This window comes from Aquamicrobium aerolatum DSM 21857 (genome assembly GCF_900113935.1).
GTDB lineage: Bacteria > Pseudomonadota > Alphaproteobacteria > Rhizobiales > Rhizobiaceae > Aerobium > Aerobium aerolatum.
This window is the reverse complement of record NZ_FORF01000002.1, coordinates 199,474-217,732: the sequence shown is the minus strand read 5'-3', so window position 1 is coordinate 217,732 and position 18,259 is coordinate 199,474. Positions and strand designations below refer to the sequence as shown.

14 protein-coding genes are annotated in these 18,259 nt (G+C 60.4%); 10 read left to right on the top strand and 4 right to left on the bottom strand.

All coding sequences use genetic code 11. The features are described from left to right. Nucleotides 1-3 precede the first annotated feature (3 nt). The 4 genes from BMZ42_RS02615 to selD all read right to left on the bottom strand — a co-directional run bounded on the left by BMZ42_RS02615 (nucleotide 4) and on the right by selD (nucleotide 4,003). Nucleotides 4-1,386: a hypothetical protein gene (locus BMZ42_RS02615; RefSeq protein ID WP_091518237.1), complete on the bottom strand. Its 1,383-nt coding sequence runs from the start codon at nucleotides 1,384-1,386 to the stop codon at nucleotides 4-6. A 301-nt stretch (nucleotides 1,387-1,687) separates the two neighbouring features. Beyond that, nucleotides 1,688-2,242 (bottom strand): cupin domain-containing protein, encoded by a 555-nt coding sequence (locus BMZ42_RS02610; RefSeq protein WP_091518235.1) that lies wholly within the window; start codon nucleotides 2,240-2,242, stop codon nucleotides 1,688-1,690. 121 nt (nucleotides 2,243-2,363) lie between these two features. Beyond that, a complete protein-coding gene (locus tag BMZ42_RS02605; RefSeq protein WP_091518232.1) occupies nucleotides 2,364-2,882 on the bottom strand; it encodes a hypothetical protein in 519 nt (172 codons plus the stop codon). A 68-nt stretch (nucleotides 2,883-2,950) separates the two neighbouring features. Beyond that, a complete protein-coding gene (gene selD / locus BMZ42_RS02600; RefSeq protein WP_091518229.1) occupies nucleotides 2,951-4,003 on the bottom strand; it encodes a selenide, water dikinase SelD in 1,053 nt (350 codons plus the stop codon). Nucleotides 4,004-4,210: 207 nt separating this feature from the next. On the opposite strand from selD, the gene fdnG reads away from it, so the two are divergent. From fdnG to BMZ42_RS02550, 10 genes are all read left to right on the top strand, one after another. Then, nucleotides 4,211-7,291: a formate dehydrogenase-N subunit alpha gene (gene fdnG / locus BMZ42_RS02595; RefSeq protein ID WP_091518226.1), complete on the top strand. Its 3,081-nt coding sequence runs from the start codon at nucleotides 4,211-4,213 to the stop codon at nucleotides 7,289-7,291. Between the two features lie 15 nt (nucleotides 7,292-7,306). Further along, the gene (gene fdxH / locus BMZ42_RS02590; protein ID WP_091518224.1) at nucleotides 7,307-8,284 is read left to right on the top strand and encodes a formate dehydrogenase subunit beta; all 978 of its coding nucleotides are present in this window, start codon (nucleotides 7,307-7,309) and stop codon (nucleotides 8,282-8,284) included. Beyond that, nucleotides 8,281-9,021: a formate dehydrogenase subunit gamma gene (locus BMZ42_RS02585; RefSeq protein ID WP_210185194.1), complete on the top strand. Its 741-nt coding sequence runs from the start codon at nucleotides 8,281-8,283 to the stop codon at nucleotides 9,019-9,021. Before fdxH ends, BMZ42_RS02585 begins: the two co-directional genes overlap by 4 nt. 88 nt (nucleotides 9,022-9,109) lie before the next feature. Then, nucleotides 9,110-10,027, top strand: coding sequence for a formate dehydrogenase accessory protein FdhE (gene fdhE / locus BMZ42_RS02580; protein ID WP_091518222.1), 918 nt, complete (start codon nucleotides 9,110-9,112; stop codon nucleotides 10,025-10,027). 13 nt (nucleotides 10,028-10,040) lie between these two features. Next, a complete protein-coding gene (selA, locus tag BMZ42_RS02575) occupies nucleotides 10,041-11,441 on the top strand; it encodes an L-seryl-tRNA(Sec) selenium transferase (RefSeq protein WP_091518219.1) in 1,401 nt (466 codons plus the stop codon). Continuing rightward, nucleotides 11,428-12,198 (top strand): tetratricopeptide repeat protein, encoded by a 771-nt coding sequence (locus BMZ42_RS02570; RefSeq protein ID WP_091518217.1) that lies wholly within the window; start codon nucleotides 11,428-11,430, stop codon nucleotides 12,196-12,198. The genes selA and BMZ42_RS02570 overlap by 14 nt, the downstream gene beginning before the upstream one ends. Next, the gene (selB, locus tag BMZ42_RS02565) at nucleotides 12,195-14,204 is read left to right on the top strand and encodes a selenocysteine-specific translation elongation factor (protein ID WP_091518214.1); all 2,010 of its coding nucleotides are present in this window, start codon (nucleotides 12,195-12,197) and stop codon (nucleotides 14,202-14,204) included. Before BMZ42_RS02570 ends, selB begins: the two co-directional genes overlap by 4 nt. Nucleotides 14,205-14,317: 113 nt before the next feature. Then, nucleotides 14,318-15,079 carry a sulfite exporter TauE/SafE family protein gene (locus BMZ42_RS02560; RefSeq protein ID WP_091518213.1) on the top strand — a complete coding sequence of 254 codons (762 nt, stop codon included), beginning with the start codon at nucleotides 14,318-14,320 and terminating at the stop codon, nucleotides 15,077-15,079. Between the two features lie 326 nt (nucleotides 15,080-15,405). Further along, the gene (locus tag BMZ42_RS02555; protein WP_091518445.1) at nucleotides 15,406-16,527 is read left to right on the top strand and encodes an NAD(P)/FAD-dependent oxidoreductase; all 1,122 of its coding nucleotides are present in this window, start codon (nucleotides 15,406-15,408) and stop codon (nucleotides 16,525-16,527) included. 61 nt (nucleotides 16,528-16,588) lie between these two features. After that, on the top strand, nucleotides 16,589-18,181 hold the full coding sequence (locus BMZ42_RS02550; protein ID WP_091518210.1) for an ABC transporter substrate-binding protein: 1,593 nt from the start codon (nucleotides 16,589-16,591) through the stop codon (nucleotides 18,179-18,181). The last annotated feature ends 78 nt before the right edge of the window (nucleotides 18,182-18,259 follow it).

Genomic DNA, 18,259 nt, shown 5'->3' with positions numbered 1-18,259 from the left:
CGGCTATCCGGCAAACGGCGCAATGGTGGCGAGCGCGATGGCGCGAAAAAGGTCGTCCTCAATGGCGCGTGCGGTTGCTGCAGCGCCGTGCACATCGCCCGCCTTGGCCCGTTCCACTGCTATTGCGACCGCAAGGTCACCCCGGTCGCGCGGGCGGGCATGCTCATCTGCAACACTCAGAGCGCGCCCGACATCGCCTAGAACGGCGATCCGAATGGCAACGTCGCGGACGGCCAGCCCTCTGTCTTCATTGTCGTAGATCATGGCGGTGACGCGTAGCGCCTCGTCTGCACGCCCTGCGTCGACCATTGCAACGGCAAGCCCTGTCAGGGCCCGCGTGCGGTTGCCCGGATTGGGGATCAGGGCGATGGTTTCCAATGCATCGTCAAACAGGCCATGTTCCGCCCGGCGAAGCGCCACGGCCGCCAGTCCTCCCGTATCCGCATAAGCGGCGGCGATTTGTTGTGCCAGGTCCAGAGCCGCTTCGAAATTGCCTGCGTGGGCCCTGGAATCGACGATTGCGATCAGAACGTCGAGATCGCCATAGGCCATTTCAATGCGCGAAGCGGTGTTGAACGCGGCCTCGATGTTGCCTGCTGCCGCCTGCAAGGCACCGATCCGGGCCATGGCGCGCGAGCGCCCCGCAATGTCGGGGATCGCGGCAGCGGTTTGCAGCGCGCTGGCTGCGTCGCCCTCCAGCGCTTGCAAACGGGCGATATGGGCCAGCGCTTCATAGAACCAGAACTGGTCAAATTCGCCGGCGCGAGACACCAGACCGGAGGCGATCTTCAACTGGTGCTGGTCGGGGCTGAACCAATAATCGGTGGCGATGCGACTGGCAGCGCCGATAGCCAGCCGAAAATTACCGGTTTGTGCCACCGCGAGCGCGATCTCGGCCTGTGCCTGCGACCGCCGGAAAGGGTTGTCGATGGCCATGACCTGATCAAAAGCAGCATCGATATTGCCGCCTGCAGCGGTGGCGGCGGCGACGGCTTCTACTGTGCGCACCCGGATCCAGTCCTCGCGGGCATCGGGGATATCCAATGCGATCTCGTGCGCGCGTGCATAGGCGCCGGCCTTGGCCATGCCCATGGCGATCTCGCCGAGCACATCGGCGGCCACTCTCGTGTCCGAAATTTCCTTTGCTTTCACCAGTGCGTCGTCAAACCGGCCCATCCTGGAAAGCGCGGTTGCGATGGCAAAGGCGGCCTCGTCGCGGTCTCCCGCCCTCGACAGCGTCTCGGCGACCTGTCCGGCGTCTTCCAGCAAGCACGATGCCGTTGCCACCGCGCAGTCCGCGCCGGTGTCTTCGGCCTGTCCCGGCAAGCTCGAGGTCAGAAGAGCCGTGAACAGTGCGGCCGCGCGCAACGCAATCTTGCTTCTCATTCGATCACATCCAGCACTGGGGCATCAAATGTCTCTCGGTCGCGACCAATCGAAGCTGCAACCCTCGTTGTTGGTCTATGACAAGGTACGCTGGCGGGCAACGCACCAAGCCCGACAAGTTGTTGACCAGATGCACGGATCGGCAGCGCGAGTTGGGAAGTGAGGTGGAAGGATAAATGACGAATGCTGAGTTCGCCCAGAACTCATCGCCACATTCGGCGGGTGAACTGCATGAAAAGAGTCCGGTATAAGGTAAGTTCCATAACAATCCTTATGCGACTTTTACCCAGCAAAATGCTCCTCAACTCGGATCGAGATCGTCGCGGAATTCGTTGAGCCCTGCGTCTACTGAAGATGGCGCATCGATCCATTCCTGCATCGATTGGCCTGTCGCAGGATCGCGGGCCGGGATGGGAAGCGTCATGATACGCTTGGCCGCCGCGCGACGCATTTCTTCCGACAGGAATCTTTCCTGAACATTGTCCCAGTCCCGCCCCTCCGGGTAGCCGCCGACCATCATGATATCATCGGAGTTGGCGACCATGCAGTGCGATACGCCAGCCGGGATGACGAGGATGTCGCCGGTTTCCAAGCGGATGCGGGTGCCACCCTCGCCGAACATATCCACTTCCATCCACCCGGCGGCAACGCCAAGGCATTCATGGGTGGTCGAGTGAAAATGCGGATAAGTGTAGACGCCGGGATAGCGCCAATTGTTGAACCAGCCATTGGCGCGGAAGCGCGACATCACAGCTTCGACACCCCCGCCGGGTACTGCGTTGCGATGTATCAGCAGCGGAAATCGGCTGTTGGGCAGCATCCCATTTGGCTTTGACCAATGTAGCTCAGCAGGCATTTGTCGTTCTCCATCGCCATGAAGAATTTCCACGCATCAGCCTATATTACATCAAGCAGGTTCCGCTAGAAGGCCGAGATTGCACGATTGAAGATTTTTGCGTTGCAGATGATCCCTGCCATCAGCAGTCGGGCTTCTGAGCCGTTGCAGAGTTTTCCTCTGCTAGAGGTGGCGGAGGAGCCTGAGGCCCTGTGACAGCGGTTTCGCCGCTGATCGGGTCAAGGCCGCTGGCGACAGCTGGATGGTCCTGTTGTGGCGAGGTAGGCAGTTCTTTTGACTGGCTGGTGCCGATATCCGAGCCACCGGTTCCACCGGTCCATCCGCTCGATCCTGCGCCGCCGGGGGCGGTTCCGGCATCCGCGCCCTGGACAGGTTGTGTTTCGGAGGCAGACTTTCCATCGGCGGCAGCCACCTCACCAGATCCTTCGCTGCCGCCGGTCTTGGCGTCGTCCATCGACGCTGCCAGTTCTTCTGTGGTGCCGCTCCGGGTTTCGCTCGCGTCGATACAGTCAGCCGAGGTGTTGCCAACTGCGGCGGGCGCGGGCGTTTCCTGTACAGCGGGCGGAGCCACCTGAGCATAGGCGACGCCTGCCGTCATCATTGCTCCGGCCAGTGGCAGGACGAAAAACATGCGTGACATATCCAACCTCCATGATTGCTGATGGTTAGAACTGTTGGAACGCTGTTTCGTTGCGTCGATCCGCTAGCTCATTCAACGATCACCCGCGCAGGGCCGTTTTCGACCTGCCCTACCACGGCTGCAAGAGGATAGCCGCTGGCACGAATATGACGGACGAGTTCTTCAGCAGAATCCGGCGCGACAGCGACGAGAAGACCGCCGGAGGTTTGCGGATCTGTCAGCACATGCCGGCTTGCATCCTCAAGTCCTTCTGGAAGAACGACGCCGTCGCCATAGCTTTTCCAGTTGCGGTGCGAGGCGCCGGTGACGTGGCCCGCCTGTGCAAGCGCGCTTGCCTGCGACAGCAGCGGCAGAGCGTGAAGGTTGAGCCGGATGGTTGTCCCGGCACCTCTCGCCATTTCGAGCGCATGGCCGAGAATGCCGAAGCCGGTCACGTCAGTGAGCGCGCTGACTGCCGGATTCGCTCCAAGCTCGGTTCCGATGCGGTTGAGCAGCGTCGTGGAAGCGACCATTTCGGCGTAGGCGTCTTCGGATAGTTGCTCCTTCTTGATCGCGGCGGAGTAGATTCCGATGCCAAGCCCTTTGGTGAGGATGAGCATGTCCCCTGCCCGCGCCTGTGAGTTGCGCTTGATCTGCGCAGTTGCACATGTGCCGATGACAGCAAGGCCATAGACGGGTTCGGGGCAGTCGATCGAATGGCCGCCAGCGACCGGGATTCCGGCTTCCGCGCAGACCGATGCGCCGCCGGCGAGGATCTTGCGGATGTCGGCCGGGTCCATCTTGTCGATCGGCATCCCCACGATTGCCAGCGCGAAGATCGGCGTCCCACCCATTGCGTAAACGTCCGAGATCGCATTGGCGGCGGCGATGCGTCCGAAGGTGTGGGGGTCATCGACCATCGGCATGAAGAAATCGGTCGTCGCGATGATCGACGTCGTGCTGTCGAGATCCCAAACAGCCGCGTCATCGGCGGTCTCGGTTCCCACCAGAAGATTGGCGTAGGGGCCGGCCTTCGGCATTTCGCTCAACAGGTTCTGAAGCACTGAAGGCGCCAGTTTGCACCCGCAGCCTCCGCCGTGGGCAAGACTCGTCAATCGTGGTTTGATTGCCAGATCGCTCATTCCAACTCCCTCAGGCTTGTGTTATCGCTCACGCCTCCCGCAAAGGAATGAGCGCCTATTACCTCGCTTCAATAAAACATGACCAAAGCAATCATATTTATAAACTTCAAATGCTTGGATCAGTTCTTTGACAGTGGCGTTAAGCGACTGTAGCATCAACTTCAGGTCTGGTCATATCCGACTAAAACCCAAGCTGGGGAGGTTCTTATGAACATGGAAATCTCTCGGCGTAGCTTCCTGAAAGGGGCCGGCGCGGGCGTTGCTGCAACAACGATCGGCGCATTTGGCTTTGGGGAAGCGGAAGCCGCTTTCGTAGCAGAATTAAGACCTTACAAACTCGCCGGAACGACCGAGACGCGCAACACCTGCCCGTACTGCTCGGTTGCCTGCGGCGTCATCATCTATTCGAAGGGTGACATTGCGCAGGGCAACGCCGTTGCGATGCATCTTGAAGGCGATGTCGATCATCCGACGAATCGCGGGACGCTTTGCCCCAAGGGCGCTGCCCTTCTGGATTTCATCAAGTCGGAAACCCGCCTGACCAAGCCGAAGGTTCGCCGCGCCGGTTCTGACAAGTTCGAGGAGATTTCCTGGAACGAGGCTCTGGATAACATCGCCCGTCTGATGAAGGACGACCGCGATGCGAACTTCATCGAGCGCAATATGGATGGCGTCCAGGTTAACCGCTGGACGACAACTGGCTTCCTCGCTGCGTCGGCAACGACCAACGAAACAGCATTTCTGACTTACAAGGCCGTTCGTTCGACCGGCATCGTGGCTTTCGACAACCAAGCGAGAGTCTGACACGGCCCCACGGTGTCCAGTCTGGGCCCAACTTTCGGTCGTGGTGCAATGACAAATTCGTGGACGGATATCCGTAACACGGATCTGGTTGTGATTATGGGCGGCAATGCCGCCGAAGCGCATCCCTGTGGTTTCAAATGGGTCACGGAGGCCAAGGCCAATCGTGGTGCAAAGCTTATCGTCGTCGATCCGCGGTTCACGCGCTCGGCGTCCGTAGCCGATTTCTACGCACCGATCCGCCAGGGCTCGGACATCGCGTTTCTGCTTGGCGTCATCAAATATTGCATCGACAACGACAAGGTGCAGTGGGATTACGTCAAGGCGTTCACCAACGCTGCCTATATCCTCAAGGAAGGTTTCGCCTACAGCGACGGCCTCTTCACGGGATATGATGCTGAAAAGCGCGAATACGACCGCTCCACCTGGGACTACGAAATCGGTGAAGACGGTTACGTTCTCGTCGATGAGACGCTGCAGAACCCGCGCTGCGTCTGGAACATGCTGAAAGAGCACATCGCGGTCTACACACCCGAAATGGTCGAGCGCATCTGCGGCACACCCAAGGACAAGTTCCTGAAGGTTGCCGAGATGATCTCCGAATGTTCGGCCCGCGACAAGACGATGACGTCGATGTATGCCCTGGGCTGGACCCAGCATTCCAAGGGTTCGCAAAACATTCGCTCGATGGCGATGTTGCAGCTGATCCTCGGCAATATCGGCGTGCGCGGTGGCGGGATGAACGCGCTTCGCGGTCACTCCAACATTCAGGGACTGACAGACATCGGTCTGATGTCGAACCTGATCCCCGGATATCTCAACATTCCGACAGAGCGGGAAGTCGACTACGCCACCTATATCAGCTCGCGCGGGTTCAAGCCGCTCCGGCCGAACCAGATGAGTTACTGGCAGAATTATTCGAAGTTCTTCGTCTCGTTCCAGAAGGCGATGTGGGGGTCGGCAGCGACACCTGAAAACGACTTCGCATATCACTATCTGCCAAAGCTCGACCTGCCAGCCTATGACATTCTTCGGGCGTTCGAGATGATGGATCAGGGGCAGATGCATGGCTATTTCTGCCAGGGCTTCAACCCGCTCCTGTCCTTCCCTGATCGTGGCAAGATCACAAGATCGCTGGGCAAGCTGAAATTCCTCGTCGTGATCGATCCGCTGGAAACGGAAACCTCACGGTTCTGGGAAAATCACGGCACGTTCAACGACGTCGACACCGCTTCCATCCAGACCGAGGTCTACCAGCTTCCGTCCACCTGCTTTGCAGAGGACGAAGGCGCGTTGGTCAACTCCGGTCGCTGGTTGCAGTGGCATTGGGCGGCGCAGAATCCGCCCGGTGAAGCCAAGCACGACACCTGGATCATGGCGCAATTGTACCTGCGCCTGAAGAAGCTGTACCAGGAAGAAGGGGGCAAGTTCCCCGATGCAATCCTGAACCTGCATTGGCCCTATGCCGATCCTGAAGACCCCAAGCCGGACGAGCTTGCGCGGGAGATGAACGGCTATGCCGTGACCGATCTGCGCGATCCGAACGATCCGACAAAGGTTCTTCTGGAAGCAGGCAAGCAAGTCGCTGGCTTTGGCGTCTTGCGTGACGACGGCTCCACCGCGTGCGGTTGCTGGATCTATTCCGGCTGCTTCAACGAGAACGGCAACAACATGGCCCGCCGGGACAATACCGACCCCGACGCGACCGGTGCTTATCCGAACTGGACGTTCTCGTGGCCGGCCAATCGCCGTATCCTCTACAATCGCGCCTCCGCCGACCTTGATGGCAAGGCGTGGGATCCCACCCGCAAGCTCATCGAGTGGAACGGGGAGAAATGGGAAGGCTACGACGTGCCGGATATCGCGGTCACGGCCAAGCCGCGCGAGGTCGGACCGTTCATCATGAACCCGGAGGGGCAGTCGCGACTGTTCACCCGCGGCATGATGCGCGACGGGCCGTTCCCGGCTCACTACGAGCCGTTCGAGTCACCGGTGGTCAACGTTGTCGCTCCGGCGGTACGCGGCAATCCGGTGGCGCGGGTGTTCGAAAGCGATCGCCAGTCTTTCGGCGACGCGGAGGAGTTCCCGTATGCGGCGACGTCGTACCGTCTCACGGAGCACTTCCACTACTGGACGAAACACGTCTGGGTGAACGCTGTTCTCCAGCCAGAATTCTTCGTCGAGATTTCGGAAGAGCTCGCATCCGAGAAGGGCATCGACAAGGGTGGCTGGTGCCGGGTCTGGAACAAGCGTGGGTCGGTCCACGCCAAGGCCGTGGTCACCAAGCGTATCCAGCCTCTCATCTGTGACGGGAAGCCGGTCCACATCGTCGGCATCCCGCTGCACTGGGGCTTCACCGGAGCTGCCAAGAACGGCATGGGCCCGAATTCGCTGACCCCCTTTGTGGGTGACGCGAATATCGAGACCCCTGAGTTCAAGGCGTTTCTTGTCAACATCGAGCGGTCCGATGGACCGGCGTCGGCTTAAGGAGAGGATTGAACCATGACAATCAACGTCAATCCCCCCGTTGCCCCGGATACGCAGCAGCTGATGGGCCCGCAGGATTATATCCGGCGGTCTGCATCCTCTGTGCCGGAGCCGTCACGCAAGCTCGAGCAGGTTGCCAAGCTCATCGACGTGTCGAAGTGCATCGGCTGCAAGGCCTGCCAGTCGGCCTGTCTTGAGTGGAACGATCTGCGCGAGGAGGTCGGCATCAATGTGGGGGTGTATGACAACCCCCACGATCTGACCCCGAACACCCTGACGCTGATGCGCTTTACCGAGTGGGTGAACACCGAAAACAACAATCTCGAATGGCTCATCCGCAAGGACGGTTGCATGCACTGTGCCGATCCGGGCTGTCTCAAGGCTTGCCCCGCGCCCGGCGCAATCGTTCAGTACTCAAACGGGGTCGTCGACTTCGTCAAGGAGAACTGCATCGGCTGCGGCTATTGCGTGCAGGGTTGTCCGTTCAACATCCCGCGCATCTCGAAGGTCGACAATCGCGCCTACAAGTGCACGCTCTGTTCGGACCGCATCGCGGTTGGCCAGGGACCGGCTTGCGCCAAGGCCTGCCCGACCAAGGCAATCGTCTTCGGCACCAAGGAGGAGATGAAGGCTCACGCTGCTGAACGCATCGAGGACCTGAAATCGCGTGGCTTCAGCAATGCCGGTCTTTATGACCCGCCGGGCGTTGGCGGCACGCATGTGATGTACGTTCTGCATCATGCCGACAAGCCGTCGATCTATGCCGGTCTGCCGGACAATCCGCGCATCTCGCCGCTGGTCGAAGCCTGGAAAGGCGTGACCAAATATGCCGGTCTTGCGCTGATGGGCTTTGCGGCAGCTGCCGGTGTCGTCCACATGGCTGTCTCCGGTCGTAACCGGGTGACTGTCGAGGATGACGAGGAAGCAAGGCGTCTTGCCGCCCGCGCGCCGGGTGCCGAGCCGCTTGATCCGGGTAAGGAGCCGCTGGCATGACAGACAGCACGCTTCATCGCCATCGGTCCGAGCTGCCGATCAGCCGCAAGGACATCGATCGAGGCGACCGGCTTCTGGTCGGTCGCGATGTAGTGGTCAACCGCTACACGCGTTTGGCCCGCATCAATCACTGGATCACGGCGATCAGCCTGATCCTGCTGGCCCTCACCGGCCTCGCGCTTTTCCATCCATCGCTCTACTGGCTCACCGGCCTGTTTGGCGGCGGGCAGTTCACGCGGATGATCCATCCATGGATTGGCGTCGTGCTGTTCTTCTCTTTCGCGGGCCTGTTCATCCGGTTTTTCCGGTTGAACCTTCCGGCACGGGAAGACGCGCAATGGACAGCGCAGATTGGTGATGTCCTGAAAGGCAATGAGGACAAACTGCCGGAAGTTGGCAAATATAATGCTGGTCAGAAATTCGTCTTCTGGGCGATGTCGCTTCTGATCATCACGCTGATCGTGTCCGGTATTGGCGTCTGGGAGGGATATTTCTCGCAGATGCTGACGATCCCGCAACGCCGCATCGCTGTGCTCATCCATTCGATGGCAGCGGTGGCGATCATTTGCGTCTGGATCATCCATGTCTATGCTGCCTTCTGGGTCCAGGGTACGATCGGAGCCATGACCCGTGGAACGGTCAGCGGTGGTTGGGCATGGCGCCACCATCGCAAGTGGTTGAGAGCACTCGCGGCCTACGGAAAGCGTGGCGACGGCGACAACGTCGAACCTCGCTAGCAGGACTGATCTTCTTGATCCGGCGAATGGTTCGCCGGATCATCCATCGGAGAATGCCGCGTGGCCCGTGCGGCTCGTGGAGGTACGAATGTCTCGCAACATTCCCGTCAAGGGAGACATCACGGCGATCGGTGAAGTCAGGACGCCCCCGGTTGCGCGGGTGCCTGATCCTGCTGCCCTTTTTGATCGTCGCGCGCGGCGCTTCAGGGCGCTTTCAGGTCCAGATGGCATTGGTCCGTATCTGAGCTTTCTTGCCGATATTGCCGAAGCCCAGCACCAGCTGGCCAGCGAATTGGGTGAGCCGGAAGCACTTGAACCGGCGGGCGTCGAGCGCGCGCTTGCCTACGGGATGCCGCCGCTCGATCGCAACGCCTTCGCACCCGATGACGCCTTCATGTCGCTGAGCGAAAGGCTGTTCGGCGCGCTGGAGCCGATTGCAAAGCCGGATGCCGCGCAGGAAGCGCTGACTACGATCCGCAGTGCCGCGCCATCGGATATCGCTGCGATGGTTGCCGATTTGATGGCCGATTCCGTACCGGTCGAATACATGGCGCATTACGCCTATGTGGCAGCGGCGTTACAGTTGCATTTCGTGCGGCAAGCCTCGACGCTGCCTGAGAAGCAGCTGAAACATGTCGGCGATGGCGCCTGCCCCGCTTGTGGCGGACCGCCGGTCAGTTCGGTGATCGTGAACTGGCCGCAGGCCAACGGCTCGCGCTTCTGCTCTTGTGCATTGTGTGCCACGCTCTGGCATCACGTCCGCATCAAATGTGCCATATGCTCGTCGACCAAGGGCATCCGTTATCAGGAGATTGAGGACGGTCCAGGCTCGATCAAGGCGGAAACCTGCGACGAATGCGGGTGCTATGTGAAGATCTTCAACCAGCAGAAGGACGCATCTCTCGATCCGTTCGCCGACGATGTCGCAAGTCTGGGGATCGATCTTCTGATGAAGGACACGAATTTCCGCCGTGGTTCCTTCAATCCGTTTCTGCTCGGCTATTGACGGTTCACTGCCCATGAATGCCAGTTTTCGTGCGATTCCGTCTGTTGATGCCATTCTCCGTTCGCAGGCCGGCACGAAGCTGGTTGCCCGTTTCGGGCGCGTCGAGGCAATTTCGGCCATCCGCCATCAGCTTGAAGCCCAACGAGAGGCGGTACGTGTGGGCGCTGACATCGCGGATGCGGACAGCATCGGCCTGGCCGCTTTGGCGGAACTCGAAGCGAGCAGCGTCAACTCGTTGCGTCCGGTCTTCAACCTGACTGGCACTGTGCTGCATACGAATCTTGGTCGCGCCGTGCTGGCAGAGGCCGCGATTGACGCTGCTGCGGCGGCAATGCGCAGTGCCATCGCGCTCGAATTTGATGTGACCAGCGGCAAGCGTGGCGAACGCGACGACCATCTGCGCGCGCTGATCTGCGAGTTGACCGGCGCGGAAGACGCCACGCTGGTCAACAACAACGCCGCCGCCGTTTTGCTCGTCCTCAACACTCTTGCAGGACATGGCGGGGGTGCAATCGTCTCGCGCGGCGAACTGATCGAGATCGGCGGTGCGTTTCGTATGCCGGATATCATGGCGCGCGCCGGCGCGCGGCTGATCGAGGTCGGAACCACCAATCGCACCCATGAGAAGGACTATCAATCGGCTTTGGCCGAGGATGGGGTCGCGCTCATTCTCAAGGTGCATACATCGAACTACCGCATCGAAGGCTTCACCAGCGAGGTTGAGGCCCCTGCCCTCTCGCGGATCGCGAAAGCTGCCGGGGTCGCACTGGTCAACGATCTTGGCTCCGGCACGCTGGTCGACCTCGCCCAGTTTGGGTTGCGTCGTGAGCCGACCGTGCGCGAGGCGGTGGCGGAGGGCGCGGACATCGTCACGTTCTCCGGCGACAAGCTGCTTGGCGGTCCCCAGGCCGGGATCATCGTCGGTCGCAAGGAGTTGATCGCTGCGATCAACAACAACCCGATGAAGCGTGCGCTGCGCGTCGACAAGCTTCGGCTGGCAGCGCTGGAAGCCACCTTGAAACTCTATCGCGACCCCGACCGGCTGATGGAAAAACTGCCAACCTTGCGCCTGCTCGCCCGCACCCGCGACGACATTGCGGCGCAAGCCGATATGCTCTTGCCGCTGGCACGCCAGTCCGTCGGCGAGGAATTCACTGTCGAAGTCGTCGAGTGTTCCAGCCAGATCGGCTCGGGCGCATTGCCGCTCGACACCCTTCCTTCTGCGGGGCTCGGCTTTCGCGCGCGTTCCGGCAGTGGCCGCGCACTTGAGGCGCTTGCGGGCGCCTTGCGCGCCCTTCCCGCTCCGGTCATCGGGCGGATCTCTGATGGCACGCTGATCCTTGACCTTCGCTGCCTCGAAGACGTTGACGGCTTTGCGACCAATCTGGGTGGACTGCGCAATGCGATGGCTTGAACGCTTCCGCCCTACCCGCAAGGCTGACAGCGACATGGCGAGCGCCCTCGCCGCCGCGAGGTCTGGCGACTACGCCGTCGCTTTGGCAATCTGGGAGCCGTTGGCTCGCGCTGGCAATGCAAGGGCGCAAAACAATATCGCGGCGTGTTTTTCGGCTGGTCACGGCGTCGAAGCCGATCCGGCGCTCGCGGCAAAGTGGCTGCGATTATCGGCAGAGTCCGGTGATCCAGTTGGCCAGCGCAATCTGGCGACGCTGCATTTTCGTGGCGAAGGCGTGGCGCAGGATGATGCCGAAGCGATGCGCCTCTATCACCTCGCTGCCGATCAGGATGACGCGGTGGCGCTGGACATGTTGTCGTGGATGTTCGCCGAGCAAGGCGACTACGACGAAGCGCGCCATTTGGCCGAACGGGCTGCCGGGCACGGCGTTGCCGCCTCGATGACACGGCTTGGCAACCTTTATCACGATGCTCTTGGTGTTGAACGCGACCCCATCAGCGCTGTGGAGTGGTGGCAGAAGGCGGCGCAACTGGGCGACGCCGACGCGCAGGCGATGCTTGGTGCTGCCCATCACACGGGTTCCGGCGTTGCTCGCAATCCGGTCCTTGCACTGGCCTGGTTGCTTCGTGCTCGCGATGGCGGATCGAAGCTTGCCGGCAATTTCATTCCGGCAGTGCGTGAAGCGCTCACCGCCGAGGAGCGCGCCGAAGCCGAGCGACGTTCTTTGGCACAGCTCACCGAGCTCGCCTTGCCATGATTGTCGGGACGGCGGGCCATATCGACCACGGTAAGAGCTCGCTGGTTCGCGCACTGACAGGTGTCGAGACAGACCGCCTCAAGGAAGAAAAGGCGCGCGGCATCTCGATCGATCTCGGCTTTGCCTATCGCACCTTTCCAAACGGCGAGCGCATCGGTTTCATCGACGTGCCCGGACATGAGCGTTTTATCCATACGATGCTGGCCGGCGCCGGCGGTATCGATTTTGCATTGCTGGTGGTTGCCGCAGACGATGGTGTGATGCCGCAGACCCGCGAGCATCTGGCCATTCTCGATCTGCTTGCCGTGCGGCGCGGTGTGGTGGTGATCACCAAGGCGGATCTGGCAACCGATGAGCGTCTGCTTGCTGTCGAGATTGAAATCGAGGCACTCCTGTCCGGCAGCGCTCTGGCTGGATCGCCGGTCATTCCGGTTTCCAGCGCTACCGGCCTTGGCGTCGACACACTCGAAGCGCTGCTGTCGCAGGCCGCGCGGGAAATCGGCAAGCGGAGTGCGAAAGGGCGTTTTCGGCTTGCCGTCGATCGCGCCTTCGCGCTGCAGGGGGCCGGCACTGTCGTCACCGGTACGGTGCTGGGTGGAGAGGTTCGGATTGGCGACACGGTAAGGGTCAGCCCCTCTGGTCTTGTTGCACGAGTGCGCTCCATTCATGCCCAGAATGAAAAGGCACAGATCGGCAAAGCGGGCGACCGCTGCGCCCTGAACCTGACGGGCGAGCGTATCGGCAGGGACGCGATCAGCCGTGGCGATATGATCGTTGACGAGCATCTTCACGCGCCGACCGCGCGTATTGATGCGCAATTGTCTGTGCTGCCGTCGGAACCCCGTCCTCTCGGGCAGTGGTTTCCTGTTCACCTTCACCATGGCGCCGCCGAAGTTGCCGCGCGAATCGTGCTGCTGGATGACGTTCAGATCGCGCCCGGCACCAGTTCAGTGGTCCAACTGGTTGTCGACCGGCCGATTGCGGCGATGTCGGGAGATCGTTTCGTCATCCGCGACACTTCTGCCCAGCGAACCATCGGCGGCGGGCGGTTGCTCGACCTGCGCGCCCCTGCACGCAAGCGGCGTTCGCCGGAGCGCCGGGCCCTGCTTCAGGCGCTGGCGCTGGATACGCCACGAGCCATGCTGGCGGCACTCCTTGAAACCCCACCCTATTACGTCAATCTTGAGCAGCTTGCCCGCGATCTCGGCCTGGGATCAGAGGAAACGAGCACGCTCTACGACGATGTGATCCGCATTCCGCCTGACAGCGGCGATAATGTGATGGCGCCTTCGCGCTGGCTGCGGCTGCGTCAGGGCCTGCTTGCCGATCTTGAAAGCTACCACGCCGAGAATCCCGACCAGCCTGGCATAGGTCTTGAGCGCTTGCGGCTGATGGGCGAGATCCGGCCACCCGCGCCGCTCTTTCGCCTCATCCTGCAGGGGTTGCAACGTCAGGGCGTCCTGTCGCTCGATGGCGCATGGGTGAAGCTTGCAAGCCATGTCGTGCGATTTTCTCCCAAGGACGAGGTCCTTTGGGGGCAGGTGGAGCCGCATCTTCTGGGCGAGGAACGGTTCCGGCCACCACGAACCCGCGATTTTGCAAACATGCTCGAGGTGGATGAACCGCGCATGCGTTCGCTGCTGAAGCGGGCAAGCCGGATGGGGCTGGTCCATGAGGTCGCGCATGACAGTTTTTTTGCGCGGGTTGTCGTCGCCACGATCATTGAGATCTTGCAGGATGTGGCAGGCACGAAAGCGAAAGGCGAGTTTACCGCCGCTGACCTTCGCGACCGTCTGGACAATGGCCGCAAGGTCGCAATCGAGATTCTCGAATTTCTGGATCGGCACGGCGTGACCCTGCGTCGCGGCGATCTCCGACGTCTGAACCCACACAGGCTCGATCTGTTCGGCAACGCTGCTGGCGATGAACGAGAAGCGTCCCAGACGGACTTTCAGGAGGTCAATGCAGAACGCCGCGATCCCGTGCAGGCCCGTCCTGTCTCATAAGGCTCAGCAGTAGCAGTAGCGTGCGCTACCGGGCCGGCTATTTGTATGGTAGCCGTGGCGCTCGCCGATCGTACCTGACCAAGCCAATCCCGCAGACGACAGATTCAGCATTCATGACCATTGATCCGACCCAATTTGTCCTCGTTTTCATCTGTCTCGCGCTTGGAGGTGTCCTCAAGGGGGCAACCGGGGCCGGCGCACCGATTCTGGCAATCCCGGCGCTTGCCGCCATGTTCGACGTCAAGCTGGCGGTGGTAATCATGATGATGCCGAATCTGCTGACAAATCTGTGGCAGGGCTGGCGACATCGCGAGCACCGCCTCGCGGGGCATCTGGGCTGGATTTTCGCTGTGACCGGTGCGCTCGGCGCGCTTGCAGGAACCATCATGCTCGCCTGGTTGCCGCATGAAGCGCTGGCAATGATCGTCGCGTTCGCGGTGATCTGTTACGTGATCCTGCGCCTATGCCGGCCCGATTGGAGCCTGAGCCTTCAGGCTGGTGAGCGTCTTTCGGCCCCGGCAGGCCTTGTCGCGGGCATCCTTCAGGGGTCCTCCGGCATTTCGGCCCCCGTCTCGATAACGTTCCTCAGCGCGATGCGACTAGACCGTCAGGCCTACATCTTCACCATTTCGGTTTTCTTCGTCGCGATGACGGCGGTGCAGATCCCGACGCTTGGTATGGTTGGCCTGTTGTCAGCGCCGCTGCTCGCGATCAGCCTTGCCGCCGTGGTGCCGATCCTTCTTTTCATGCCCGTCGGCACGGCGCTCGCACAACGTCTCTCGCCAGCCGCTTTCGACCGGGCGATCCTGCTCCTGCTGATCGGCCTGGCGCTGAAGCTCGTCTTCGAAGCTGCCCCTTCAGTATTCGGGTGGTGAACGGATCGGGCGGTCTGTTTCGCCCTAGAGTATTTCCGATTTTCTTCGTATCGCGGAATCTTTTTAAGCAAGGTTACCTCATACTTTTACTGGAATTACTCGTGTCGGGAATGCTGGTGTGGTGCATTCGACTGCGACTGCCGGAGCAAGAGCCACAGCTTGTTACTGACTGACAGGGAGCCCTCCCTGTCGTTTTGGGTCGCTGTCGAAAAACAGTGTAGCTGAGACATTTTCCGAACAATTCTCGTCTCCGTGGCTTGCTATTGTTCAATGTCCAATGTGTAATCCTTGCCCTAAGGGTAAGCGATTTGAGCATTGGGGGTATGATGAAAGTCGCAGTGGTAGGCGCTGGAATTGCCGGGCTGTCAGTGGCTTGGGCGTTGCGCAAACGGGGGGTGGCGGTCGACGTGTTCGATCAGGGGCCGATCCCCAATCCCGGTGGGACATCGTTTGATGAGCACCGAATCACGCGCCACACCTATGCGGACCTGCCTGGCTACGCCGCGCTGATGCCAGCTGCTTTCGACGCCTATGACCGGCTCTGGAAGGACTTGGGCAAGAGCCATTATCTGCCGTTGCCGATCCTCTATATGATCCGCGGTGGGGTCGATCACTACGAACCGACCGTGACGGAACTCGACGCCGCTCGCATCGGCCATCGCCGGGTCAGCATTGCGGAAATCGAGCAGCGATTGCCGATGATTTCAGTCGACGGGGTTGAAGGTGCCTTCGAGGCCGAGGGCGCCGGCATCCTGTTTGCCGAGCGGATCGTCACCGATCTTGCTCGCTGGCTGACCGAGCATGGCGTTACGCTGCATCCGGGATGCCATATCTCCTCGATCGATACACGCAATGGCACGATCGTCGGCGATGGAAACGTCCATGACTTTGATATGGTAATTGTGGCTGCGGGGGCGTGGGTGTCCGAACTGCTCCCCGATTATGCCGCGCAGCTCGTCCCATCCCGCCAGTTGGTTCTCTACCTGAAGCCGCCTGCGGTTTTCGAGAAGGCTTGGGCGACTGCACCTGTGCTGACCGATGTCGGGCCGACCCATGGCGCTTACATCCTGCCGCCACGGCTCGGAACCCGCCTGAAGATCGGCGACCATCGCTTTACCAGGATTGGGCATGGCCGCGACGATCGCATTGCGACCGAGTTCGACGTCACACCAGTGCTCGCCGCGGCACAGACTGCATTTCGAGATTTCGACACCTATGAAATCACCGAGCGCAAGGTCTGCTATTACACGGTGACCGCCGACGAACGTTTCATGACACGGCCCGTCGATTCCTGCACGTGGCTTCTCAGTGCCTGTTCCGGTCATGGGTTCAAGCTGGGACCACTAGTCGGCGAACTGGTCGCCCGTGCCATCACAGGCAATATCACCCCACAGCAAGCGACGGAAATCACCGCCGGTCGCAACGCCTACATTTCCGAAAAAGCCTGATCACCCCGCACGAAGAGTGTCTTGACGAGTCAATCAGCATACGCAGCAAGGAACCCGACTAATGCAAGTTTCCAGAAATGTCTTTAAATCCATCAACGCCGCTGCGCTGGCGGGATTACTTGCTCTTTCTACGCCAGCATCGGCCGAAACCCTACGCTGGGTTCGCTCTGCCGACGCGGCCTCGCTCGATGTTCATTCGCGCAACGAAGGTACGACGCTTGCCTTTCTGAAGCATCTCTATGAACCGTTGGTAGATCGCGCCGTCGATGGCTCTCTGGTGCCGCTGCTGGCGACTTCGTGGCGCATGATTCCCGATGACAGCCGCACCTGGGAATTCAAGATCCGTGAGGGTGTGGTGTTCCATGACGGTAGCCCACTGACCGCTGAGGATGTTGCATTTTCACTGGAAAGAGCGCGCGCACAGGCCTCGGGAATGCGTTCGTTTCTATCCGGCGTCGAGGAAATCTCGGCCGTTGATGACCATACTGTTCACGTTCGACTGGTCGGAACCTCGCCAATCTTTCCGACCAACCTGACACCAATTCTCATCATGAGCAAAGCCTGGTCGCAAAAGCATGGCAGTGAGCAGCCACAAGACTATACGGCTGGCTCAAGCAATTATGCCACGCTCAACGAAAACGGCACCGGACGCTATCGGCTCGTTTCGCGTGATGTCGACGTCCTGTCAGTGATGGAGCATTTTCCAGACCACTGGTCCGACGAAACCCCTGACATCACCCAGATCCAGTACCGTACCATCACCGATGGCGCCACGCGTCTGGCTGCGCTTCTTTCCGGCGAAGTCGATCTCGTTCAGGACGTGCCGGTGCAAGATGTGGAACGTCTGCGCAGCGCCGCCAATATCCGGGTCGTCAACGGACCTGAAAACCGCATCATTTATTTTGGCTACGATCTGTCGTCAGAAAATCTGAAATCGTCCAATGTCGAGGGTAACCCGTTTCTCGATGCGCGGGTTCGCGAGGCAATGGCTCTGGCTACCAATCGCGATGCAATCCGCGATGTCGTGATGCGGGGTCTCTCGATCCCGACCGGAGTTCCGGTGCCGCCCTTCGTGGCAGGATGGACCGCCGAACTGGACGCCTATCGCCAGCCTGACATCGCGCGCGCCAAGGAACTGATGGCCGAGGCCGGGTATGAAAACGGCTTCTCCGTCCAACTCGACTGCCCGAACGACCGCTATGTCAACGATGAGGCCATCTGCCTCGCGCTGACCGGCATGCTGGCGCAGATCAACATCAAGATCGATCTGCACTCGGCTTCGCGCAACATTATCTTCCCCAAGGTGCAGGCCGACGAAAGCGACTTCTTCTTGTTCGGCGCCGGCGTGCCGACATTCGATTCTGCCTATCTGTTCGACGTCCTCTATCACTCCAAGGAAGGCCCTTACGGTGCCTATAACGGCTCGAAGCTCAAGGACGACGCAATCGATGCCCGCATCGAGGCGCTGGCCAGCGAAACCGATGTCGACAAGCGGCTGCAGGATTTGGTGGGAATCTGGAAGACGATCAAAGACGACTATCTCGTACTGCCGATCCACAACCAGACGCTGAGCTATGCAATGAACGACCGTTTCGACATTGCCGTTCATCCGGAAGACATGCCGAATATGGGCAGCCTCAAGGTTGTCAAATAACGCAGCGCTTCGTTACTTCCTCTTCGGCGGTGCCGGCTTGCAGCCGCCCGCCTCCCCCATTGCAGTTGATGGTAGAAC